The organism is Janibacter terrae NBRC 107853, from assembly GCF_001591405.1.
Classification (GTDB): Bacteria; Actinomycetota; Actinomycetes; order Actinomycetales; family Dermatophilaceae; genus Janibacter; species Janibacter terrae.
In genome coordinates, this window is sequence record NZ_BCUV01000007.1 from 30,398 (window position 1) to 51,152 (window position 20,755).

Here is a 20,755-nt window from a genome sequence, read left to right on the forward strand (position 1 = left end):
AGGTGAACACCCTGCGCGGCAGCAGGTAGCCGCCCGACGGAATAGCCTGTCGACGCCACCAGTTGATTGATTTGACAACAACCCTCTTCCCGGAAGGCCACGATGACCACGCCCATCACCCAGATCGAGCTCGGGCTCGACACCTTCGGCGACATCCCCGAGGACGGCCGCGGCAACCTCGTCTCCGAGGCGGAGGCGATCCGCCGGGTCGTCGAGGAGGGCGTCCTCGCCGACCAGGTGGGGGTGGACGTCATCGCGCTCGGTGAGCACCACCGCTCCGACTACGCGATCTCCTCCCCCGAGACCGTCCTCGCCGGGCTCGCGACGCGCACAGAGCGCATCAAGCTCGCGTCCGGCGTCACCGTCCTCTCCTCCGACGACCCGGTGCGCGTCTTCCAGCGCTTCTCCACCGTCGACGCGATGTCGGGCGGTCGCGCGCAGGTCATCCTGGGGCGTGGCTCCTTCACCGAGTCCTTCCCGCTCTTCGGCTACGACCTCGCCGACTACGACACCCTCTTCGAGGAGAAGATCGAGCTCTTCGCCGAGGTGCTCAAGGAGCAGCCCGTGACGTGGCAGGGGACGACGCGAGCACCCTTGCAGGGCGCCGAGATCCATCCCCGGACCGAGTCCGGCCACCTCGACACCTGGGTGGGGGTCGGCGGCTCGCCGCAGTCGGTCATCCGCGCCGCCCGCTACGACTTCCCGCTCATGCTGGCGATCATCGGCGGTGCTCCCGGGCGCTTCGCGCCCTACGTCGACCTCTACCGCAGGGCGGCCGCGCAGCTCGGCACGACGGCCCACCCGGTCGGGATGCACTCGCACGGCTTCGTCGCCGACTCCGACCAGGAGGCCGCGGACATCGTCTGGCCGCACTACAAGCGCAACCGCGACCGACTCGGGGCGGAGCGCGGGTGGCCGCCGGTGACCCGCGAGTCCTTCGAGGACGAGATCGCCCACGGCTCGCTGTACATCGGCTCCCCCGAGACGGTCGCCCAGCGCATCGCCGGCGCCATGCGCGCGATCGACGCGCGCCGCTTCGACATGGTCTACACGAGCGGGAGCACGCCGGTCGACGCCCGCCTGCGGGCCGTCGAGCTCTACGGCCGCGAGGTCGCGCCGCGGGTGCGGGAGCTGCTCGCGGGCACGACGGACGAAGGGGGCGACGCATGAGCACCGTCGGCATCCTCGGCGCCGGGAAGCTCGGTACCGTCCTCGCCCGGCTCGCGGTCGCCGCCGGCCACGAGGTGCTCGTCGCCGGCTCCGGCGACCCCGAGCGGATCGCGCTCACCGTCGAGGTCCTGGCACCCGGTGCCGTGGCGACGACGGCGCAGGAGGTGGCCACCCGAGCGGATGTCGTGGTCCTCGCCCTTCCCCTCGGGAAGTACGCGGGCATCCCGGCCGACGCGCTCGCCGGGAAGCTCGTCGTCGACGCGATGAACTACTGGTGGGAGGTCGACGGCATCCGCGACGACCTGACCGACCCGCGCACGACGACCAGCGAGATCGTCGCGACCCACCTGCCGGGCTCGCGCGTCGTCAAGGGGCTCAACCACATGGGCTACCACGACCTCGAGGACGGGGCCCGGCCCGCCGGCGCGGCGGGCCGCCGCGCGATCGCGATCGCCGGGGACTCCGCGCAGGACGTGGCCGCGGTGGCGGAGCTCGTCGACGGCCTCGGCTTCGACCCGGTGGCCATCGGATCGCTCGCCGACGGTCGCCGCCTCGAGCCTGGCGCCCCCGCCTTCGGGGCGAACGTCGAGGCGGACGCGCTGCGGGAGCTGGTCGGGGTCTCCACCCGCGGGTGAGACGGAACCCGGGCGGCCGCTCGGCGCATATTACTTGACGGTACAAGTAAATCGGAGTAGGTTGATCCCATCAGTTAGTTGATCCAACAACTTTTAGGGAGTCACCATGACCAGCATCTCCATCCTCGGCACGGGCAACATGGGCAGCGCGATCCAGGCGGTCGCCGAGCGCGGCGGTCACCCGGTCCAGCTCCTCGGGACCGAGGACCAGGGCACGACGGTGACCGGCGACATCGTCGTCCTCGCGGTCCCCCACACGGCCATCGACGAGATCATCGCCACCCGCGCCGACCAGCTCGCCGGCAAGGTCGTCGTCGACCTGACCAACCCCGTCGACTTCGACACCTTCGACGACCTGGTCGTCCCGGCCGACAGCTCGATGGCCGCCAAGATCGCCACGGCGCTGCCGTCCTCGCAGGTCGTCAAGGCCTTCAACACCAACTTCGCCAGCACCCTCGCCGAGGGCACCGTCGGCCCGCTCACGACCACCGCCCTGGTCGCCGGTGACGACGAGGCCGCCAAGCAGACCGTCACCGAGGTCCTCACCTCGGGCGGCCTCAAGGTCATCGACGCCGGCGCCCTCAAGCGCGCCCGCGAGCTCGAGGCCCTCGGCTTCCTGCAGATCACCCTCGCTGCCCGCGAGAAGTTCGCCTGGACCGAGGGCTTCGGCATCGTCTCCTGACGCCCCCTTCGCTCCCCTCTCACGGAAGGAACCACCTGTGCCCATCCCAGCCGTCCGCCTCAACCACGCCGTGCTCTTCGTCGCCGACGTCGAGCGCAGCATCGCCTTCTACCAGGCCGCCTTCGGCGCGGAGACCATCGCGTACGAGCCGCGGATGCGCGCCGCCTTCCTGCGCATGCCGCGCTCGACCAACCACCACGACCTCGGCCTCTTCGGGGTCGGCGCCCAGCCGCCCCGCCCGCGCGGCTCGATCGGGCTGTACCACCTCGCGTGGCAGGTCGACACGATCGAGGACCTCGACGAGGCGCGCACCACCCTCGCCGGGCTCGGCGCGTACGCCGGCGAGTCCAGCCACGGCGCGACGAAGAGCATCTACGCCCACGACCCCGACGGCAACGAGTTCGAGGTCATGTGGATGCTGCCGCGCAGCGAGTGGGGCGCGTACGACAACGCCGCCCCGGTCGAGGCGCTGGACCTGCCCGGCGAGATCGATCGGTGGGCCGGCGTGGCCACCGCCGGTGAGCTCGTCCCGCGCGAGGTGGACGCATGAGCGCGGCCTTCGCCCCGGCGGTCGTCGCCCACCACGGCGAGGACGACCCGACCCAGCCGCTCGTCGTGCTGCTGCACGGTCGTGGCTCCGACGAGCGCGAGATCCTCACCCTGGCACCCCACCTCCCGAGCGGGCTCTCCTACGCCGCCGTGCGGGCGCCGATCGCCGAAGGGGGTGGCTTCGCCTGGTTCGCCAACCGCGGCATCGGCCGACCCGTCGCCGAGTCGCTCGACGCGACGATGGCGTGGTTCCGCGAGTGGCTCGACGAGGCGGCCCCGACCGGGCGGCCCGTCGTGGTCATCGGCTTCAGCGGCGGCGGGGCCTTCGCCGGCGGGCTCGTCCTCGACGAACCGCAGCGCTACGCGGGCGCCGGGATCCTCCACGCGACGCTGCCCTTCGACGCGGGCGTGCCCGTGACGCCGCAGCGCCTCGCCGGCCTGCCGGTGGTCGTCACCCAGGGCGACGCCGACCACGTCATCCCGCGCGAGCTGCTCGACCGCACGTGGAGCTACCTGCACGACGAGTCGGGCGCCACCGTGACCGGCCACCGCGACCCGGGTGGGCACGGCATCTCGCAGGCGACGCTGCAGGCGATCATCGGGTGGCTGCAGGGGTTCACCGGCTGAGCGGACCCCCCGTCCGTCGCCCGGCCCCCGTTGGTCGTCAGGGGGTCCCCGAGGCGTCGTCTGGCATTCAGGGAGGAGCCACCGGCGCTGCCTAGGTTCCGTCATGGCCTGTTCCCCCCTGGAGGTTCTCTGACATGACGCTGTCCCGCCGTTCGCTTCTCGTCGCCGGCGCCGCCGCCGGCTCCGCAGTCCTGGCCCCGTCGGTGGCCGCGGCCGACCCTCGGGTCGGATCAAACCCCTTCGCCTGCGGTGTCGCGTCCGGCGACCCGTGGCCCACGAGCGTCGTGCTCTGGACGCGACTCGCGCCCGAACCCACAGCCCTGGACGGTCTCGGCGGGCTGCGTGATCCGCGCCAGCTGATCCCGGTGGAGTGGCAGGTGTCGTCCGACCCGTCCTTCGCCGCGCGGGCGATCGTGCGTCGCGGTGTCGAACTGGCGACCCCCGAGTGGGGCCACTCCGTGCACGCCGAGGTCGACGGCCTCGAGCCCGGCCGCGAGTACTGGTACCGCTTCCGCGTCGGCACCGAGATCAGCCAGGTGGGGCGGACCAAGACGGCCCCCGCCCCCGGGGCCGACATCCAGTCGTTCACCTCGGTCCTGGCGACCTGCCAGAGCTACCCCGCCGGCTACTTCACGGCGCTGGGCCACATCGCCGACGAGGACGTCGACCTGGTCATGCACGTGGGGGACTACATCTACGAAGGCGCGGGGGCCGGCTCCATCGGTCGCGCGCATGCTCCCAGCAAGGAGATCTGGGACCTGGCCGACTACCGCGTGCGCTTCGGCCAGTACAACGCCGACCCCGACCTGATCGCCGCCCGCGGGTCGGCGCCCTTCTTCTGCGTCTTCGACGACCACGAGGTCGAGAACAACTGGGCGGCGGACAGGTCCCAGATCGACAGCGAACCCGACCAGGATCGTGACGTGTGGCTGGCGCGCCGTGCCCGGGCGCTCCAGGCCTGGTACGAGAACCTCCCCCTGCGCAAGGCCCAGCGTCCGGTCGGCAACGACATCCAGGCCTACCGGCGCCTCCGGTTCGGGCGCCTCGCCGACGTGCACATGGTCGACACCCGCCAGTACCGCTCCTTCCAGAACCCCGGGGCGACCAATGCCACCGATCGATGGACCCCGGACCGCACGATGCTGGGCGACACCCAGGAGAAGTGGCTGCTCGACGGCCTGGCGGACCGGTCGGTGCGCTGGCGCGTCATGGCCGACCCGGTCCAGATGGCCCAGCAGGACGCAGCCGTCGGCCCCGCGGTGGACGTCCCCAACGACCCGTGGGACGGGTACGCGTGGTACCGGACCCAGCTGCTCAGCCGGATCCACGACCTGGGTGTGCGCAACTTCGTGCACATGGCCGGCAACGGGCACTGGAACATGGCCTCCGACCTGCTGGTCAACTTCGACGAGCCCGGCTCTGCGGTCGTCGGGGCCGACTTCATGGCCACCTCGATCACCTCCGGTGGCGACGGCTCGGACCAGAACGCGAAGGCCAGGGACCGCATGGCGGCCAGCCCCTGGCTGAAGGTGGGCAACACCCGCCGTGGCTACCACAAGACGATCTACACGACGTCGGAGCTGCGCCAGGAGATCAAGGTGCTGCCCTACGTCACCCGCCCGGACGCCCCGGTCTTCACCCGCGCCACCGCGGTCGTGCGGGACGGGATCCCCGGCATCTCCGAGGTCGTCGAGGGCACCGTCGTCTGACGACCCGCACCACGAAAACGACCTGAGGCCCGGCACCGTGTGAACGGTGCCGAGCCTCAGGACCTTGGTAGCGGGGGCAGGATTTGAACCTGCGACCTCCGGGTTATGAGCCCGGCGAGCTACCGAACTGCTCCACCCCGCGTCGTTGCCTCGCAAGATGAAACTCTACGTGAACGGACGGAGCAGACCAAATCAGCTCCCTTCGAGGTCCGCCGATCCCCCACCGGGCTGGGCCTCCGCGGCCTCCTCGAGCTGCTCCTTCAGCTCCTTCTGCGCCTCGTCGTAGGCGGCGAAGTCGCCCTCCTTCAGCGCGTCCTGGCCGTCCTTGTAGGCCTTCTGCATCCCGGCGATCGCCTCGCGCAGCTTCTTCTCGTCCGCCGTGAGGTTCTTGGGCTCCTTCGGCGGCTTCGTCGGCTCCTTCGGCGGCTGGGTCGGATCGCCGCCGCCCGTGACGCCGGCGTCACCGCCGAAGAGCTCGTCGAGCGCCGTCTCCAGGTCCTGGGCCCAGGCCACCTTGCCGCCGAAGGTCACGACGACGATCCGCAGCTGCGGGTAGCTCGTGCCGGAGGCCGACGAGAGGTAGATCGGCTCGACGTGGAGGAAGCCCTCCCCGACCGGCAGCGCGAGCTGGTTGCCGAAGGAGACCTGCGACCCGCCGCGGTTGGCGTTGTTGAGGTAGTCGGTGAGGGTCTGCCCCCCTTCGCCCGACGTCGCGTTGGACGAGACGATGTCATTTTGCACCTGGCCCACGCCGGGCACGGTCGTGTTGCGCGGCACCGACAGCAGGCGCAGGTCGCCGTAGCCGGACGCAGGCTTGCCCTTGACGTCACCGGCGTCGGCGTCCACGGCGAGGTAGCCGGCCATGACGTTGCGCGACCCCCGGGGGATGTACGTCGACGTGAGCGACCACGAAGGGGAGGACTGGTCCGGCATCGCCAGGGACAGGAAGTAGGGCGGCTGGGCCACGCCGTCGTCCCCGCGGGACGGGTCGTCCGGCACCCGCCAGCGGTCCTGGCCGGCGCGGAAGTCGGCCGCGGAGGTCACGTGGAAGTCGGCGAGGACCGCCCGCTGCATCCGGAAGATGTCCTCCGGGTAGCGCAGGTGCGACATGAGGTCGCCGCTGATCTCGCTCTTGCTCTTCAGGGTCCCCGGGAAGGCCTTGTCCCAGGCGTCGACGATCGGGTCGGTCTCGTCCCACCTGTAGAGGTTGACCGTCCCGTCGTAGGCGTCGACCGTGGCCTTGACCGAGTTGCGCATGTAGTTGACCCGGTCACCCACGAGCGAGCTCTGCTGCTGCGTCTGGACCGAGGAGACCTGGCCCGTCTGCACGCCCGAGAGCGAGAAGGCCGTCGAGTACGGGTAGTTCTGCGAGGTCGTGTAGCCGTCGACGACCCACTGGATGCGGCCGTCGACGATCGTCGGGTAGATGTCGTCGTCGAGGGTCAGCCACGGCGCGACGCGCTGGACGCGCTCCCTGGGCGTGCGGTGCTCGAGCATCCGCGAGTCCGAGCCGACGGCGTCGGAGAGGATGAACTTGGTGTCGCGGTGGGTGATCGCGTACGCCAGCTGGCGCGGCCACGAGCCGATCGAGACGCCGCCCTTGCCCTGGTAGGTGTAGCGCGACTCCTCACCGCCGGTCGGGCGGTCGACCTCGCGCGGCGTCGACGTGTCGCCCTCCCCGACGATCGAGAAGTGGTCCATCTCCTCACCGAAGTAGATGCGCGGCTCGTACTCCCCGATCTCGCTCTCCGGCGAGATCCACTGCGGGTTGCCGGCGCGGGCCTGGGTGCCGCGGGCCATCACGAGGCCGTAGCCGTGCGTGTACACCGTGTGGTCGTTGACCCAGTCCCGCCGGTCGGCGGGGACCTTCGCGAGGTCGAGCTCCCGGGCGCCGACGACGACGTCGGTCGTCTCGCCGTCGACGTCGTAGCGGTCGACGTCGAGGTCGTCCTGGAAGGTGTAGTACGGCTGCTGCGCCTGCAGCTCCTGGTAGGTCGCGCTCATCACCGAGGGGTCGAGCAGGCGGATGCCCGGGATCGACGCCGCGTCCTCGCGCAGCTGCCCCGAGGAGACGTCGGAGACCGCGTCGTAGGTCGACGTGGACACCCCGGTCACGCCGTACGCCGCGCGGGTGGCGTCGATGTTGCGCTGGAGGTACGGCTCCTCGAGCGAGTTGCGCGACGGGGAGACCTTGTACGTCTCGACCAGCGCCGGGTAGATCGCGCCCACGACGACCGAGAGGACGACGAGCGTGCCCACGGCGATGAGCGGCAGCCGCCACGAGCGTGACCGGACGGACGCGAGGAAGAGCCCGGCGCACACGGCCGCGGCGACGGCGAGGATGTACTTCGTCGGGATGATGGCGTTCGCGCCCGTGTACCCGACACCGGTGAGGACCTCCCCTTCGCGCGTCGTCAGGCCGTGGGCGTCGAGGAGGTAGCTCCACGCCCGCAGCAGCGCGAGGACCGAGGCGATGATCGCCAGGTGGAGGAAGGCGGCGCGGGTGGAGCGTCCGCGACCGGGCGGCACGATGCCGCCGTAGACGTAGTGCGCGAAGACCGCCGCGAGCAGCGAGGAGATCGCGGCCACGGTGAGGAAGCCGACGACGAAGCTCCACCACGGCAGCGCGAAGAGGTAGTAGCTGACGTCGCGACCGAACTCGGGGTCGGAGACCCCGGTGCCGCTGCCGTTGCGCCACAGCAGCCAGGTCTGCCACTGACCGGCGGCGGCCAGACCGCCGAGGATGCCGAGCACGGCGGGAAGGGCGAGGACCGTCACCCTGCGGAAGGGCTCGATGGCCCGTCGGTACTGGGCGAGCGCCTGCTCGCCGGGCGTCATCGGGACCGAGAGCGGCCGGGTGCGGAAGGCCAGCCACAGGCTCACGCCGATCGGCACGGCGGTGACCAGGGCGCCGACGACGAAGAGGACGAGCTGGGTGCGCAGGCGCGACCACCACATCCCGGAGTAGCCGAGCGAGCCGAACCACAGGGACTCCGTCCACAGGCTCGCCGCGAGCGTCACGAGCACGAGGGCGACACCGATGGCGACCGCCACCCGGACCAACCGTCGTCGGGGCACGCGTCGGGAGGGTGGAGGACCCTCGTCCCGGGGCGGCGGCGCCCCTCTGTCGTCGTCCGGCCAACTCGCGCTGCTCATGGTGGGGCTACCGTACCCAGCCCACCCGGGAGCCGATGGGGCAGCATGGTCCCCGTGCCCGACTCGTCACCTGACCACACGTCCCCCGAGCCCCCGGCCGGGTCCACCACGGAGCCCCTGGCCGTCACCGCCCTCGAGACCGAGCGCCACGTCGCCTCGGCCGGGTGGGACCAGAACCCGCGCGTCTTCGCCCTCGTCGACACCGCCGAGCTCGTCGCGACCGAGCCGGGCCTGGCCGCGCAGTTCGGCTCCCCCGCCGACCGGGCGCCGGGTGCGCTGACGGCGATCGAGCAGGAGGACCTGCCCCGCACCGCCGACATCGAGTCGCTCCTCGGGCGGATGGCCTGGCCCGACACCGTCCACGGCGTCGCCCTCGCCGTCGAGCGCATCGTCATCCCGCCGGGCGCCGAGCGCGACCTGCCGGAGGACCCGGCGGACGCCATGACCGCGCTCGCGGCCCACCCGCAGCGCGAGGACGTGCGCCTGCTCGTCGCCGTGCACCGCGATGGTCGCGCCGTGTGCCTGCTGCGCCAGCGGGCCAACGACCGCGACGACCGCGTCGCCACCGGCGAGGACATCGCCCCGGGCCTGGTGCACGCGCTGCGGGCGACGCTCGAGGACTGACCCTTCGAGACGGTCGCTTCGCGACCTCCTCAGGGAGCGGAGACGGTCGCTTCGCGACCTCCTCAGGGAGCGGAGACGGTCGCTTCGCGACCTCCTCAGGGAGCGGAGACGGTCGCTACTGCCTGACGACGTCCTCGCACGTCGGGAAGTCCGCGGTCTCCCCCTTCGCGATGGCCTCGACGGTCGAGGACGCCTCCTCGAAGTCCCCGACGGGGACCACGTGCAGGCCGTCCGGGACATGGCCGACGACGTCCGCGCAGTTGCTGTCGGGCGCGAGGAACCACGTGGCCCCGCTGTCCTGCGCGCCGACCATCTTCTGCGCGATGCCGCCGATCGGGCCGACCGTGCCGGCGTCGTCGATGGTGCCGGTGCCGGCGATCTGCTGACCGCCGGTCATCGCGCCCGGGGTGAGGCGGTCACGCACGGCGAGGGCGAACATCAGGCCCGCGCTCGGCCCGCCGACGTTGCCCGCGTCGATGCGCACCTCGTAGGGGTAGTCGTACGTCGCCTCGACGCCGATCCCGACGCCGGCGCGGCCGCCGCCGAGGTCCGCCGTCCTGACCGTGACCTCGCGCGCCGTGCCCCCGCGGGTGATGCCCAGCTCGACGTCGTCGCCCGGCTGGCGGTCGGAGATCGCCGCGACGATGTCGGCGACGTGCGCGACCGGCTTGCCGTCGACCGCGGTGACCCGGTCGCGCAGCCTGACCACCCCGTCGGCGGGCAGGCCCGTGGCGATCGAGGCGACGACATTGCGCTGCGGGACCTTGGTACCCGTGCTGCGCATGCCGACGGCGATCGAGTTCTTCTGCGAGCCCTGCATCTGGGCCTCGTTGAGCTGCTCGATCTCCTGCTCGCTCGTGTCCTTCGGGAAGATCTGCTCCTCGGGCACCACGCGCGCGTCGGGGTTGAGGTGCCCGGCGACCCACTCCCAGCCGCTGATGTGCCGCTCGGGGCCACCGAGGACGCGGACCGTCGTGAAGAACAGCGCGCCGTCCGTCGGGTACGTCTTGGCGCCCTCGACCCGGACGAGCGGGCTGCCGTCGTCGAGGCGACCCAGGGTGTCGGTGGCCGGCCCGGGCTTCTCCACCGCGTACGGGACCTTGATGAAGGTGCCCGCGAGGACGACGATGAGGAGGACCAACGAGACCACGATGAGCCACGTGGCGACGCGTTCGCTGCGCGACGTGGTGTGGGTCGGATCGCTCACAGGGCCTCCTGCCCGGGTGGGAACCATCCGGGACCGCTCGTGGTTGGGTTGGGGGACAGCACATCCTCTCAGGAAGAGACGAGACGCCAGCGTGAGCAACGACCCCAGCACCCCGTCCGGTTCCCCCGGGGACGACGGTCTGCCACCGGAGATCGCCAAGATCTTCCGTGACCTCAACGGCGGCCGCGACCTGCCACCCCAGGTCCTCGAGCAGCTCAAGGCCATGGGCATCGCCGACGCCGACCCCGCGCAGGTGGCCGCGATGACCTCGCAGGTCAGGTCGATGTTCACCCCCGGGGCCATGACGAAGGGGGTCGACGTCACCTCCGCGACCACGACCGCCCAGGAGGTCGCCGAGTCCGAGGATCACGAGATGGGCACCAGGGAGGCCGTCCTCGCCGAGCAGGCCGTGCACGTCGCCTCGATGTGGCTCGACCAGGTGACCGAGCTCGAGGCGCCCTCGCTCACGGGCGCCGCGCTCTCCCGCTCCGAGTGGATCGAGGCGACGATGCCCGTGTGGGCCTCGCTCGTCGACCCCGTCGCCGACGGCCTGTCCGCCGCGATCCGGGAGTCGATGACCTCACGCCTGCAGGGCCCCGACGCCCCCGACCTGCAGGCGATGGGCCTGCCGCCCGGGATGGACCTGTCGGCACTCACGCAGCAGCTGGCTCCCTTCGTCGACACGATGGCCTCGCAGCTGATGACCGCGCAGACGGCCGAGGCCGTGGGGACGCTGTCGGCCGACACCCTCACCGCGACCGAGGCCGGCGTGCCGCTGCTCACGACGCGGGTGGCGCTGCTCCCGGGCAATGTCGCGCGGTTCGCCGACGGGCTCGACGTGAGCCTCGACGAGGTGTGGCTGCACCTCGCGGCGCGCGAGGCGGCGCGGATGCGCCTCTTCACCGCCGTGCCGTGGATCGGCCCGCAGATCCTCGCGGCGATCCAGTCCTACGCCCGCGGCATCGCCATCGACACCGACGCGATCGATTCCGCGGTGCGCGACGCCGACCCGACCGACGCAGAGGCCTTGCAGGAGGCGCTCACCGGTGGGTTCCTGCACCCGAGCCCGACGGCGGCACAACGGCAGGCGCTCGTGCAGCTCGAGACGCTGCTCGCGCTCGTCGAGGGCTGGGTCGACCACGTCGCCGCGCAGGCGACCCGCGAGCACCTGCCGCACACGGCCGCGATGACCGAGACGATCCGGCGGCGCCGGGCCACGGGTGGGCCGGCCGAGCGGACCTTCGCCGGGCTCGTCGGGCTCGAGCTGCGGCCGCGCCGGCTGCGCGACGCCGCCAACCTCTTCGCCGCGCTCGAGGAGCGGCTCGGCGCGACCGGTCGCGACGGCGTGTGGGCGCACCCGGACGTCGCGCCCACGGGCGCCGACCTCGACGACGTGCTCGGTTTCGTCGATCGCACGGCGGCCGGCGGGCCCGACACGAGCGACCTCGACGCCGCGCTCGAGTCGATCCTGCGCGAGGCGGACGAGGAGTGACCCGGGAGGACGACCTCCGGGCGCTGCTCACCTCGTGGTCGGCGCCGGACGCCGCCCAGGAGGCGCTGCGCGCCGAGTACCTCGGGCACCTCGACGCGCACGCCGGTGCCTCCCCTGACGTCCTGGCGAAGGGGGGCCCCCCCGCCCACTTCACCGCCTCCTGCCTCGTCGTCGACGAGGCTCGGGAGCGGGTGCTGCTGACGCTGCACCGCAAGGTCGGACGGTGGCTGCAGTTCGGCGGGCACATCGAGCCCGGCGACGCGTCGGTCGCCGCCGCCGCGCTGCGCGAGGCCGTCGAGGAGTCGGGCCTGCCCGCCGGTGCGCTGACCCTGCTGCCGGGGCTGGCCCAGCTCGACCGGCACGCGCTCGGGTCGGGCTTTCGCCGGTGCACCGAGCACCTCGACCTGCGCTGGGTGGCCGTGGCCGGTGCCGGGGTCGACCCGGTCGTCTCCGACGAGTCGCTCGACGTCGCGTGGTGGCCCGTCGACGCCCTGCCGCCGGACACGGACGCCTCCGTCCTCGCCCTCGCCGCCGACGCCACCGAGGTCGCATTCCCCTAGGGCAATGCAGCCTCGATCGTGCATTGCCCCAAGGGAATGCGGGTTCGGGTGGGGCCTGTGGATGACGGCGGCCGCGCGATCGCGGACTCGGCCAGAGTGGTGCCCCAGAGCACCACGCACCCGAGTCGAGCGAGTCGCCATGCACCCATCCCCCCACCTGCGCGGGGCGCGCCTGCGTCCCCTTCGTCGGCCTGACGGGAGCGTCCAGCTCGGGGTCGGACCACGCTCGGTGCGGCTCGTCGGGCTCACCGACGCGGAGTGCCGCTGGCTCGCCTCGCTCGACCCCGCCCGCGCGCTCACCGAGGCCGTGACGACCGCGGCGCTCGAGGGCATCGACCCTGCCCGCGCCACCGAGGTCCTCGACCGGCTCGTCGGGCGCGGCGTCCTCTCCCCCGTCGACGCCGGGCGCACGCCCCGGGTCGCCGTCGTCGGGGCCGGGGCGCTGCCCGCCCTCCTCGTCGACGTCCTGCGGCAGGGCGAGCACGTGGACGTCGCGCGGGTGCGTCCCGGAGGCGAAGGGAGCGCCGACCTGGCCGTCGTCGTGAGCCCCGCGCCCGCAGACCCGCTCGCCGTCCACCCGTGGCTCGCCCGGGGCACCGCGGTCCTGCCGCTGTGGTGCCAGCCCGAGCACGCCAGCATCGGCCCGGTCCTGGCGCCGGGAGGCCGGCCGTGCCTGCACTGCCTCGACCTGACCCGGGCGGGCTTCGACCCGGGGTGGCCGACCCTGCGCGCCCAGCTGACCCGGCCGCGGGTCACCGGGCCCGAACCGGCCGACGGGCGTCCCGCCCTTCGCCTCCTCGCGGCCGGGCTGGCGGCCGCGCTCGTCCTCGACCACGCCGCGGGGCGGGTCGAGTGGCCCGAGTGGTCCTTCGAGGTCGCGACGCCCGGCCCGACCCTCGAGCGCCACCGGTGGCCGGCCCAGCCGGGCTGCCCCGAGTGCGGCCAACCGAGCGCGCGTCCGGTCGCGACACCCACGGACGAAGGGGGTTCCGCCCCGCGCTCAGGATGGGGCGACACAATGGCCGGGTGACCCAGATCCCACGCGGAGCCGCCGGCCGGGCCGCGCGCCTCGCCTCGCTCCCGCTCGGCCATGCCGGGCGCAGCGCCCGCGGCATCGGCCGACGCCTCACCGGCACGCCGGCCGACGTCGTCAACGAGGAGATCCAGCGCCGCACCGCGGAGCAGCTCTTCGCCGTGCTCGGCCAGCTCAAGGGCGGCGCGATGAAGGTCGGGCAGGCCCTCTCCGTCCTCGAGGCCGCCATGCCCGAGGACCTCGTCGAGCCCTACCGCGAGATGCTCGTGCGCCTGCAGGACGCCGCTCCCCCGATGACGACGCAGGAGGTGCACGGTGTGCTCGTCCGAGACCTCGGTCCGCGGTGGCGCGAGCAGTTCGAGATCGAGGACACGCCCGTCGCCGCCGCCTCGATCGGGCAGGTCCACCGGGGCACGATGCCCGACGGGCGACGGGTCGCGGTCAAGGTGCAGTACCCCGGCGCCGACAAGGCGCTCCGGTCCGACCTGCAGCAGATCGCCCGCCTCGCCCGGGTCGCGACGACGTGGATGCCGGCGCTCGACGTCAAGCCGGTGACCGAGGAGCTGCTCGCTGCCGCCGACGAGGAGCTCGACTACGCGCTCGAGGCCGCCAACCAGCGCGCCTTCGCCGAGGCCTTCCGCGACGACCCGCACTACGCGGTCCCCGACGTCGTCCTGCAGACCCGGCACGTGCTCGTCAGCGAGTGGCTCGACGGCGCGCCCCTCGGACAGGTGATCCGGGAGGCCGACCAGGACGTGCGCGACCGGGTCGGGCAGCTGTACCTCGGGTTCATGCTGTCGGGCCCGGCGCGCGCGGGGCTCCTCCACGCCGACCCGCACCCCGGCAACTTCCGCCTCACCCCCGACGGGCGCCTCGGGGTCGTCGACTACGGCGCGGTCGCCCGCCTGCCCCAGGGCTTCCCGCCGGTCATCGGCGCCCTCGCGCGTCACGCACTCGCCGGTGACAGCGCCGCTGTCCTGGAGGGGCTGCGCGCCGAGGGCTTCGTCCTGCCCGGCATCGAGCTCGACGCGGACGAGCTGCTGCGCTACCTGCTCCCCTTCATCGAGCCGCTCCGCGAGCCCGAGCACGCCTTCACCCGCGAGTGGCTGCGCTCGGTGACCCGCGGGGTGACCGACCTGCGCGCGCCGGAGTTCGCCACCGGGCTGCGGATCAACATGCCGCGCGAGTACGCGATGATCCACCGCGTCTTCCTCGGCTCCACCGGGGTCCTGTGCCAGCTGGGAGCGACGGTCGCGGCGCGCGGGGCGATGGAGCGCCACCTCCCCGGGTTCGCCGCGGTCTAGGCCCCGCTGGTCTTGTCGGCCTTTGCCTTGGCCTTCGCGGCCTTCTTGTGGTCCCGGACCTCCTGCAGCGAGGTCTCGTCGGTCACGTCGGCGACCGAGCGGCGGGAGCCGTCCTCGGCGTACGGGCCGATCGCCTCGCGCCAGCCCGCGGGCTGCACACCGAGCTGCTTGCCGAGCAGCGCGGCGAAGATGCGCGCCTTCTGGTCACCGAAGCCGGGCAGCGCCTTGAGCCGTCGCACGACCTCGGCGGTCTCGACACCGGTCCAGATCCGCGTCACGTCACCGTCGTACTCGTCGCGCACGACGGCGGCGACGGCCTGGATGCGGCCGGCCATCGAGCGCCCGTAGCGGTGCACCGCGGGCGGCGTCGCGCACAGGTCCGCGAAGGCCTCCGGCTCCGCCTCCGCCAGCGCCGCGGGGTCGAGCGTGCCGAAGCGCTCCTTGACCTTCGCCGGCCCGGCGAACGCGCGCTCCATCGGGAACTGCTGGTCGAGCAGCATCCCGAGCAGCAGGGCGAAGGGGTCGCTCGAGAGCAGCTCGTCGGCCGTCTCGTCCTGGGCGATGCGAAGGGAGGGTGCCATGCGCTCCAGCCTCCCACGGCACTCGCCGCGCGCCGAGACTCGGGTGATGGCTGCTATTCACTCGTAATAGCAGCCATCACCCGAGTCTCGGCGACGGGAGATCCGATCATCGGAAGCTCAGGTGAACGGGACGGTCGTGGCGGCGGGCCTCGGCGAGGCGACGCTCCACGTCGGGGACGTAGGACAAGGGCTGGTCGAGGGGACGCAGCCGGGGCAGCTTGAGGAACTTCATCGCGGTACCTCCTCTCGAGGGGTCGTTCACGCGGGGACGGGGTGCTTGCGCGGGCGGCCGCGGGGCCGCTTGCGGGGGATGATGCGGCCGGAGTCGAAGAGCTCTCCGCCCCAGACGCCCCAGGGCTCGCGGCGCTCGAGGGCGCCGTCCAGGCACAGCTCCCGGAAGGGGCAGTCCCGGCAGAGGGCCTTGGCGTACTCGACGCCGGCGGGGGTCTCGGCGAACCAGATCTCCGGATCCTCGACCTGGCAGGGCGTGAGGATGCTCAGCCGCTGTATCGGTGGGTGGGTGGTCAGTGCGGTCACGACGGGGTCTCCTGTGGCGAGCGTGCGGTGCTGTGCTGTTCGAGGGGTGGGGCGGCGACGTCCGAGCACGACGAAGGCCGCGGTTCCCGGTGTGTGGGATGCCGCGGCCTGAGAGGGAGGACCTGGGTCCGTCTCGACTAGACGGAGAGTCCTGCAGGGCGCGGGTCCACGACGAAGGGGGTCTTCGGCTCGGCGACCGTGCGGTCGCGATCGATGAAGACGCCGGTGGCGCCGCCGAGGAGGTCGGCGGACGGCACGAGGGCAGCCGTCATCGGAGCGAGGATCATCGTGGTGATCGTGTCCATGGGTGCTGCCCTCCTCTCGTCGGTTGCGCTCTTCGGGCCACACGCTCGCGCACGTCCCGACTGACAGGATCAAACGTAGACCACCCGGTGGGAGCGCGCCAACCCATTAAATCTGCGGATGTTCCCCGGTCAGTCCGCAGGATCTTCGGCGGCGGCCGTCGCGACCTCGTCGGGGTCCGCCCCACCGATGACGGCGAGCACCTGGTCGGCGTAGAGGGAGAGCTTGCGGGGGCCCACACCGCTGATCGCGGAGAGGTCCCGCTGGTGCGTCGGCGCCGCCTCGGCGATCGCCTCGAGCGTGGCATCGGTGAAGACGACGAAGGCTGGCACCGACGCCGCCCGCGAGACCGCGAGGCGCCACGACCGCAGCCGCTCGAAGGTCGCCTCGTCGTACGACGGCGGGCAGTCGGGGCAGCGGCCGGAGGCCCGCTCGGTCGCGGTGCCGAGCTCGGTGCCGCACACCTTGCACACCTTCGGGCGCGCCGCCTTGAGCTTGCTCCCGCGGGGCGCCGACGACTTCTTCGGCGTCGACCGCGCGCCCTCGCCGAGGATGCCGGCCGTCTGGTCGAGGAAGCGGCTGACCCGCCGTGTCCCCCGGGCCCCTGGCGTCCGGGCGCGCGCCCACGACAGGTGCAGCACCTCGCGGGCGCGGGTGACGCCGACGTACATGAGGCGTCGCTCCTCCTCGATCTCGTCCGCGCCCTCCGCCATCATGATCGGCAGCAGCCCGTCGGAGCAGCCGACGAGGAAGACGACGTCCCACTCCAGGCCCTTGGCGGCGTGCAGCGACGCCAGCGTCACGCCCTCGACGTCCGGGGCGTGCTGCGCGGCGATTCGCTCGTCGAGGTCGCGGACGAGCTCGGGCAGCCGCGCCTGCGGGCTGGTGGCGGCCAGTCGCGCGGACAGGTCGACGAGCGCCTTGAGCGACTCCCACCGCGAGCGCACGGCCCCGGTGCTCGCGGGCGCGTCCTCGTGCCAGCCCATGCCGCCGAGCACGTCCCCGACGAGCGAAGGGAGTGGCTTGCTGCCGTCGTCGGTGCGGGCGGCCCCGCGCAGGAGCAGGATCGCCTCGCGGACCTCCTTGCGGGAGAAGAAGCGCTCCCCGCCCTTCACGAGGTAGGGGATCTCGGCGTCGGCGAGGGCGGACTCGAAGGCCTCGGACTGCCCGTTGGTCCGGAAGAGCACCGCGATCTCCCGCAGCGGCCGCCCGGCGGCGACGAGCTCCTTGACCCGGTCGGCGACCCACGCGGCCTCGGCCGGGTCGTCGTCGAGCGCGGTCAGGCGCGGTGGATCTCCCCCTTCGCGCTGGGCCACGAGCTCGACGGCCCCACCGCGACGCTGGCCGCTCGGGTCCGTCAGGAGCTTGTTGGCGAGCGCGAGGACCGGCGGCGTGGAGCGGTAGTTGCGCACGAGGCGCACGGTCGACGCCTGGGGGTGGGTGTCGGTGAAGCGCAGCAGGTGCTGCGGCGTGGCGCCGGTGAAGGAGTAGATCGTCTGCGCGGGGTCGCCGACGACGCAGATGTCGCCACGCCCGCCGAGCCACAGGTCGAGCAGCCGCTGCTGCAGGGCGTTGACGTCCTGGTACTCGTCGACGACGAAGTGCCGGTACTGGTCGCGAACCGTGCGCGCGATGTCCTCGCGCTCCTCGAGGATGCCGACGGTGAGGAGCAGCACGTCCTCGAAGTCGATGACGCCCCGCTCCCCCTTGACGTCCTCGTAGGTCGAGATGAGGCGGGCCATCGCGGTGAGGTCCATGCCCGGAGGCTCGCGGCGGGCCCGTCGGGCCGCTGCGGCGTAGGTCTCCGGGGTGAGGAGCGAGACCTTGGACCACTCCACCTCGGCGGCGACGTCCCGCAGCTCGCTGCGGTCGAGCCGCATGCCCATCCGCGACGCGGCCTCGGCGACCGCCGGCGCCTTGTGGGCCATGACCTCGGGCGCCGCCCCGCCGATCGCCTGCGGCCAGAAGTAGTGGAGCTGGCGCAGCGCCGCCGCGTGGAAGGTCCGCGCCTGCACACCGATCACACCCAGGTCGCGCAGCCGGGTGCGCATCTCGCCGGCCGCCCGGGCGGTGAAGGTCACCGCGAGCACCCGCTGCGGCTGGTACGCGCCGGCGCTCACGCCGTAGGCGATGCGGTGGGTGATCGCCCGCGTCTTGCCGGTCCCGGCACCCGCGAGCACGGCCATCGGGCCGCTCGGGTTGGCGGCGACCTCGCGCTGCTCGGGGTCGAGCGCGGCGAGGACGTCGTCGGCGGACTGCGGGCCGGTCACGTCGATCACCCCGGCACTCTCTCACCCGGGCCTGACGACCCGCTCAGCCGACCTCGTCGAGCCGCCCGCCGAGCCAGCCCTCGATGAGCCGCCCGGAGATCGACAGCCGCCCCGCCGCCCTGACGTACCCGGCGAGCAGCTCCTCGCGGAACTCCTCGCGGGTGAACCACCGCGCCTCGGCGATCTCGTCGGGCTGGCAGGTCAGCTCGCTCGTCGTGGCCCGCGCGGTGCAGCCGATCATCAGCGACGCCGGGAAGGGCCACGGCTGGTCACCGACGAACCGCACGTCGGTCACCGTCACCCCCACCTCCTCGCCGACCTCGCGGACGACCGCGCCGGCGATGGTCTCCCCCGGCTCGACGAACCCGGCGAGCACCGAGAACCTGCCCTCGGGCCAGCCGATGTTGCGCGCGAGGAGCAGGCGGTCGTCCGCGTCGGTCACGGCCATGATCACGGCCGGGTCGGTGCGCGGGTAGTGCTCGGATCCGTCGCGCGTGCAGCGGCGCACCCACCCGGCCTGCACGACCTCGGTCGGCTCGCCGCAGCGCGGGCAGCGCGGGTGGCGCACGTGCCAGTTGGCCAGGCCGAGCGCGGTGGCGAAGAGCGAGGCCTGCGCCGGGCTCAGGTCGACCGCGACCTCGCGCAGACCCGCGAAGGGGGCGGCGTCCAGCCGCTCCTCGCGCGGCACCGGGTTGCCGGGCGGGGTGGGCCGGCACGCGGCGAGGTGCGCGACGCCCTCGTGCCGGCCGAGGTAGAGCAGGAGGGTGTCGGCGTCCTCCGGGGCCGGCGGGCGCAGCGCCAACGAGCGGTCCGGGCGAAGGGGGACCCGGTCACCGACGAGCTCCACGACCCGGGTGGCCGGGTCCTCCAGGAGTCCGCGGAGGAGTCCCGGCTCGCTGCGCGCGGGCCCGTCGCGGTCGAGGATCGGATCCGTCATGGGCAGGTCGCGCATCGGGTCGTGGTCCACGTCGCCCACCCTAGGCCCGGGCCCGATTCGTGGTCCGGAGGGCGTCGCTCCCGGCATCCGGGCCGCCCGACTCGTACGGTGGGCGGGTGACCTCACGTGGACCGCTGCAACTCGCCGCCCTGGCCAGCGCCGCCGTGCCGGGCCTCGACCCCGACTCCGTCGAGGGGGTCGTCACCGACGCGTCGCACCCCTTCGAGGTCGCCTTCGTCCAGGACGACGAGCACCGGCGGTGGGTCATCCGCTCGCCGCGCACGCCCGCCGCGTCGGCGCAGCTCGAGCAGTCCGCGGCGCTCCTCGCGCTGCTGGCCCGTCGCCTGACGATGCCGGTCCCGGCCGTCAAGGGCTGGGTCGCGCTGCCCGAAGGGGGACGCGCCGCCGTCACGACGTACCTCACCGGGCGCATGGTCGACCTGGAGTCGATCGCCCCGGGCACCAAGCTCGCCGCCGGCCTCGGCCGGGCGCTCGCCCACCTGCACAGCCTCGACCGGCGCATCTACGAGGAGGCCGGCGTCCCCGTCTACGACGCGGACGCCTACCGCGCCCGCCGGCTCGCCGAGCTCGACCGCGCGGCAGCCACCGGTCGGGTGCCGACGGGCCTGCTCACCCGGTGGGAGCGCACCCTCGAGGACGTCTCGCTGTGGCGCTTCACGACGACCCCGACGCACGGCGCGATCGGGCCGAGCACGATCCTCGCGACCCCCGACGACGGCGAGGAGCCGGACGTCAAGGGCTTCCTCGCCTGGGAGCACGCCCAGGTCGCCGACCCCGCCGACGACCTGGCCGCCCTCGTCGGCGCGCTGCACCCCGAGACCCTCGACACCGTCCTGGAGGCCTACGCCCACGCCCGCGTCGAGCGCCCCGACCGCCACCTGCAGCGCCGCGCGCGGCTCGTCCACGAGATGCAGCTCGTGCGCTCGATGATGCACGCGGTCGCCGCGGGGGACGACGTCGCCGCCGAGGGCCACGCCTCCCGCCTGCGCCGGCTCGACGACGAGCTGGCCGCCGAGGAGGAGCGCGCTGCCGCCGCGGCACCGACCGTGCCGCCCCAGCCGGCCGAGACCCAGCCGACCGAGACCCAGCCGGCCGAGACCCAGCCGGCCGAGACCCAGCCGATCGAGATGCAGCCCACCGGGGCCCGACCTGAGCCGGAGGACGCCTCCGCCGACTCCGAGGAGGACGCGGTCGTCGTCGAGGGGGCCGGCGCCCCGACCCCGGTCACCCTGCCGGTGGCGGACGCCGAGCGACCCCCTTCGCCCGGGGACGGCGAGCACGAGACCGCGGAGATCACCCCGCTCGGCCACGACGACGAGGACGACGTCGTCTCCCCGGACACCCAGCGGTCCTGAGCC

General features: G+C 73.2%; 20 protein-coding genes and 1 tRNA gene. 12 read left to right on the forward strand and 9 right to left on the reverse strand.

What is annotated here, in order from left to right:
- Nucleotides 1-102 precede the first annotated feature (102 nt).
- From JT1_RS09645 to JT1_RS09670, 6 genes are all read left to right on the forward strand, one after another.
- On the forward strand, nucleotides 103-1,170 hold the full coding sequence (locus tag JT1_RS09645; RefSeq protein WP_218005579.1) for an LLM class flavin-dependent oxidoreductase: 1,068 nt from the start codon (nucleotides 103-105) through the stop codon (nucleotides 1,168-1,170).
- Nucleotides 1,167-1,805 (forward strand): NADPH-dependent F420 reductase, encoded by a 639-nt coding sequence (locus tag JT1_RS09650; protein ID WP_068325596.1) that lies wholly within the window; start codon nucleotides 1,167-1,169, stop codon nucleotides 1,803-1,805. The genes JT1_RS09645 and JT1_RS09650 overlap by 4 nt, the downstream gene beginning before the upstream one ends.
- Before the next feature lie 106 nt (nucleotides 1,806-1,911).
- Nucleotides 1,912-2,487, forward strand: a complete 576-nt coding sequence (locus JT1_RS09655; protein WP_068325598.1) for an NADPH-dependent F420 reductase — start codon at nucleotides 1,912-1,914, stop codon at nucleotides 2,485-2,487.
- 37 nt (nucleotides 2,488-2,524) lie between these two features.
- Nucleotides 2,525-3,037 (forward strand): VOC family protein, encoded by a 513-nt coding sequence (locus JT1_RS09660; protein WP_068325600.1) that lies wholly within the window; start codon nucleotides 2,525-2,527, stop codon nucleotides 3,035-3,037.
- On the forward strand, nucleotides 3,034-3,663 hold the full coding sequence (locus JT1_RS09665) for an alpha/beta hydrolase (protein WP_068325602.1): 630 nt from the start codon (nucleotides 3,034-3,036) through the stop codon (nucleotides 3,661-3,663). The genes JT1_RS09660 and JT1_RS09665 overlap by 4 nt, the downstream gene beginning before the upstream one ends.
- 134 nt (nucleotides 3,664-3,797) lie before the next feature.
- Nucleotides 3,798-5,372: an alkaline phosphatase D family protein gene (locus JT1_RS09670; protein ID WP_068325604.1), complete on the forward strand. Its 1,575-nt coding sequence runs from the start codon at nucleotides 3,798-3,800 to the stop codon at nucleotides 5,370-5,372.
- 65 nt (nucleotides 5,373-5,437) lie between these two features.
- Here JT1_RS09670 and JT1_RS09675 read toward each other — a convergent pair.
- Nucleotides 5,438-5,514 (reverse strand) — tRNA-Met (locus tag JT1_RS09675).
- Between the two features lie 50 nt (nucleotides 5,515-5,564).
- Nucleotides 5,565-8,450 (reverse strand): UPF0182 family membrane protein, encoded by a 2,886-nt coding sequence (locus tag JT1_RS09680; protein WP_068325606.1) that lies wholly within the window; start codon nucleotides 8,448-8,450, stop codon nucleotides 5,565-5,567.
- Nucleotides 8,451-8,573: 123 nt separating this feature from the next.
- On the opposite strand from JT1_RS09680, the gene JT1_RS09685 reads away from it, so the two are divergent.
- Nucleotides 8,574-9,152, forward strand: coding sequence for a PPA1309 family protein (locus tag JT1_RS09685; RefSeq protein WP_068325608.1), 579 nt, complete (start codon nucleotides 8,574-8,576; stop codon nucleotides 9,150-9,152).
- 115 nt (nucleotides 9,153-9,267) lie between these two features.
- Here JT1_RS09685 and JT1_RS18380 read toward each other — a convergent pair whose 3' ends face one another.
- Nucleotides 9,268-10,359, reverse strand: coding sequence for a YlbL family protein (locus tag JT1_RS18380; protein WP_068325610.1), 1,092 nt, complete (start codon nucleotides 10,357-10,359; stop codon nucleotides 9,268-9,270).
- A gap of 91 nt (nucleotides 10,360-10,450) precedes the next feature.
- Here JT1_RS18380 and JT1_RS09695 point away from each other — a divergent pair, with 91 nt between their 5' ends.
- The 4 genes from JT1_RS09695 to JT1_RS09710 all read left to right on the forward strand — a co-directional run bounded on the left by JT1_RS09695 (nucleotide 10,451) and on the right by JT1_RS09710 (nucleotide 14,748).
- Complete coding sequence (locus JT1_RS09695) at nucleotides 10,451-11,851, forward strand: zinc-dependent metalloprotease (RefSeq protein ID WP_068325612.1); 1,401 nt, start codon at nucleotides 10,451-10,453, stop codon at nucleotides 11,849-11,851.
- Nucleotides 11,848-12,411: an NUDIX hydrolase gene (locus JT1_RS09700; protein ID WP_068325614.1), complete on the forward strand. Its 564-nt coding sequence runs from the start codon at nucleotides 11,848-11,850 to the stop codon at nucleotides 12,409-12,411. Before JT1_RS09695 ends, JT1_RS09700 begins: the two co-directional genes overlap by 4 nt.
- Nucleotides 12,412-12,550: 139 nt before the next feature.
- Nucleotides 12,551-13,441: a TOMM precursor leader peptide-binding protein gene (locus tag JT1_RS09705; protein WP_169701947.1), complete on the forward strand. Its 891-nt coding sequence runs from the start codon at nucleotides 12,551-12,553 to the stop codon at nucleotides 13,439-13,441.
- Complete coding sequence (locus JT1_RS09710; protein ID WP_068325618.1) at nucleotides 13,438-14,748, forward strand: ABC1 kinase family protein; 1,311 nt, start codon at nucleotides 13,438-13,440, stop codon at nucleotides 14,746-14,748. The genes JT1_RS09705 and JT1_RS09710 overlap by 4 nt, the downstream gene beginning before the upstream one ends.
- Here the strand turns inward: JT1_RS09710 and JT1_RS09715 are convergent.
- The 6 genes from JT1_RS09715 to nudC form a co-directional block, all read right to left on the reverse strand.
- Complete coding sequence (locus tag JT1_RS09715) at nucleotides 14,745-15,329, reverse strand: HhH-GPD-type base excision DNA repair protein (protein ID WP_068325620.1); 585 nt, start codon at nucleotides 15,327-15,329, stop codon at nucleotides 14,745-14,747. The genes JT1_RS09710 and JT1_RS09715 overlap by 4 nt on opposite strands.
- Nucleotides 15,330-15,435: 106 nt before the next feature.
- Nucleotides 15,436-15,561, reverse strand: coding sequence for a hypothetical protein (locus JT1_RS18920; protein WP_255218300.1), 126 nt, complete (start codon nucleotides 15,559-15,561; stop codon nucleotides 15,436-15,438).
- A 26-nt stretch (nucleotides 15,562-15,587) separates the two neighbouring features.
- The gene (locus JT1_RS09720) at nucleotides 15,588-15,866 is read right to left on the reverse strand and encodes a WhiB family transcriptional regulator (protein ID WP_068325622.1); all 279 of its coding nucleotides are present in this window, start codon (nucleotides 15,864-15,866) and stop codon (nucleotides 15,588-15,590) included.
- 137 nt (nucleotides 15,867-16,003) lie between these two features.
- Nucleotides 16,004-16,171 (reverse strand): hypothetical protein, encoded by a 168-nt coding sequence (locus JT1_RS18385; protein WP_169701948.1) that lies wholly within the window; start codon nucleotides 16,169-16,171, stop codon nucleotides 16,004-16,006.
- Nucleotides 16,172-16,300: 129 nt separating this feature from the next.
- Nucleotides 16,301-18,448: an ATP-dependent DNA helicase UvrD2 gene (locus JT1_RS09725; protein WP_068325624.1), complete on the reverse strand. Its 2,148-nt coding sequence runs from the start codon at nucleotides 18,446-18,448 to the stop codon at nucleotides 16,301-16,303.
- 34 nt (nucleotides 18,449-18,482) lie between these two features.
- Nucleotides 18,483-19,406, reverse strand: coding sequence for an NAD(+) diphosphatase (nudC, locus tag JT1_RS09730; RefSeq protein WP_068328990.1), 924 nt, complete (start codon nucleotides 19,404-19,406; stop codon nucleotides 18,483-18,485).
- 86 nt (nucleotides 19,407-19,492) lie between these two features.
- On the opposite strand from nudC, the gene JT1_RS09735 reads away from it, so the two are divergent.
- On the forward strand, nucleotides 19,493-20,752 hold the full coding sequence (locus JT1_RS09735; RefSeq protein ID WP_068325625.1) for a phosphotransferase: 1,260 nt from the start codon (nucleotides 19,493-19,495) through the stop codon (nucleotides 20,750-20,752).
- Nucleotides 20,753-20,755 lie beyond the last annotated feature (3 nt).

Bases quoted from the DNA above. Each gene is read 5' to 3' on its own strand.
- JT1_RS09645 (WP_218005579.1), top strand. From the start codon at position 103: ATGACCACGCCCATCACCCAGATCGAGCTCGGGCTCGACACCTTCGGC.
- JT1_RS09705 (WP_169701947.1), top strand. From the start codon at position 12,551: ATGCACCCATCCCCCCACCTGCGCGGGGCGCGCCTGCGTCCCCTTCGT.
- JT1_RS09655 (WP_068325598.1), top strand. From the start codon at position 1,912: ATGACCAGCATCTCCATCCTCGGCACGGGCAACATGGGCAGCGCGATC.
- JT1_RS09670 (WP_068325604.1), top strand. From the start codon at position 3,798: ATGACGCTGTCCCGCCGTTCGCTTCTCGTCGCCGGCGCCGCCGCCGGC.
- JT1_RS09685 (WP_068325608.1), top strand. From the start codon at position 8,574: ATGGTCCCCGTGCCCGACTCGTCACCTGACCACACGTCCCCCGAGCCC.
- JT1_RS09715 (WP_068325620.1), bottom strand. From the start codon at position 15,329: ATGGCACCCTCCCTTCGCATCGCCCAGGACGAGACGGCCGACGAGCTG.
- JT1_RS09650 (WP_068325596.1), top strand. From the start codon at position 1,167: ATGAGCACCGTCGGCATCCTCGGCGCCGGGAAGCTCGGTACCGTCCTC.
- JT1_RS18385 (WP_169701948.1), bottom strand. From the start codon at position 16,171: ATGGACACGATCACCACGATGATCCTCGCTCCGATGACGGCTGCCCTC.
- JT1_RS09665 (WP_068325602.1), top strand. From the start codon at position 3,034: ATGAGCGCGGCCTTCGCCCCGGCGGTCGTCGCCCACCACGGCGAGGAC.
- JT1_RS18920 (WP_255218300.1), bottom strand. From the start codon at position 15,561: ATGAAGTTCCTCAAGCTGCCCCGGCTGCGTCCCCTCGACCAGCCCTTG.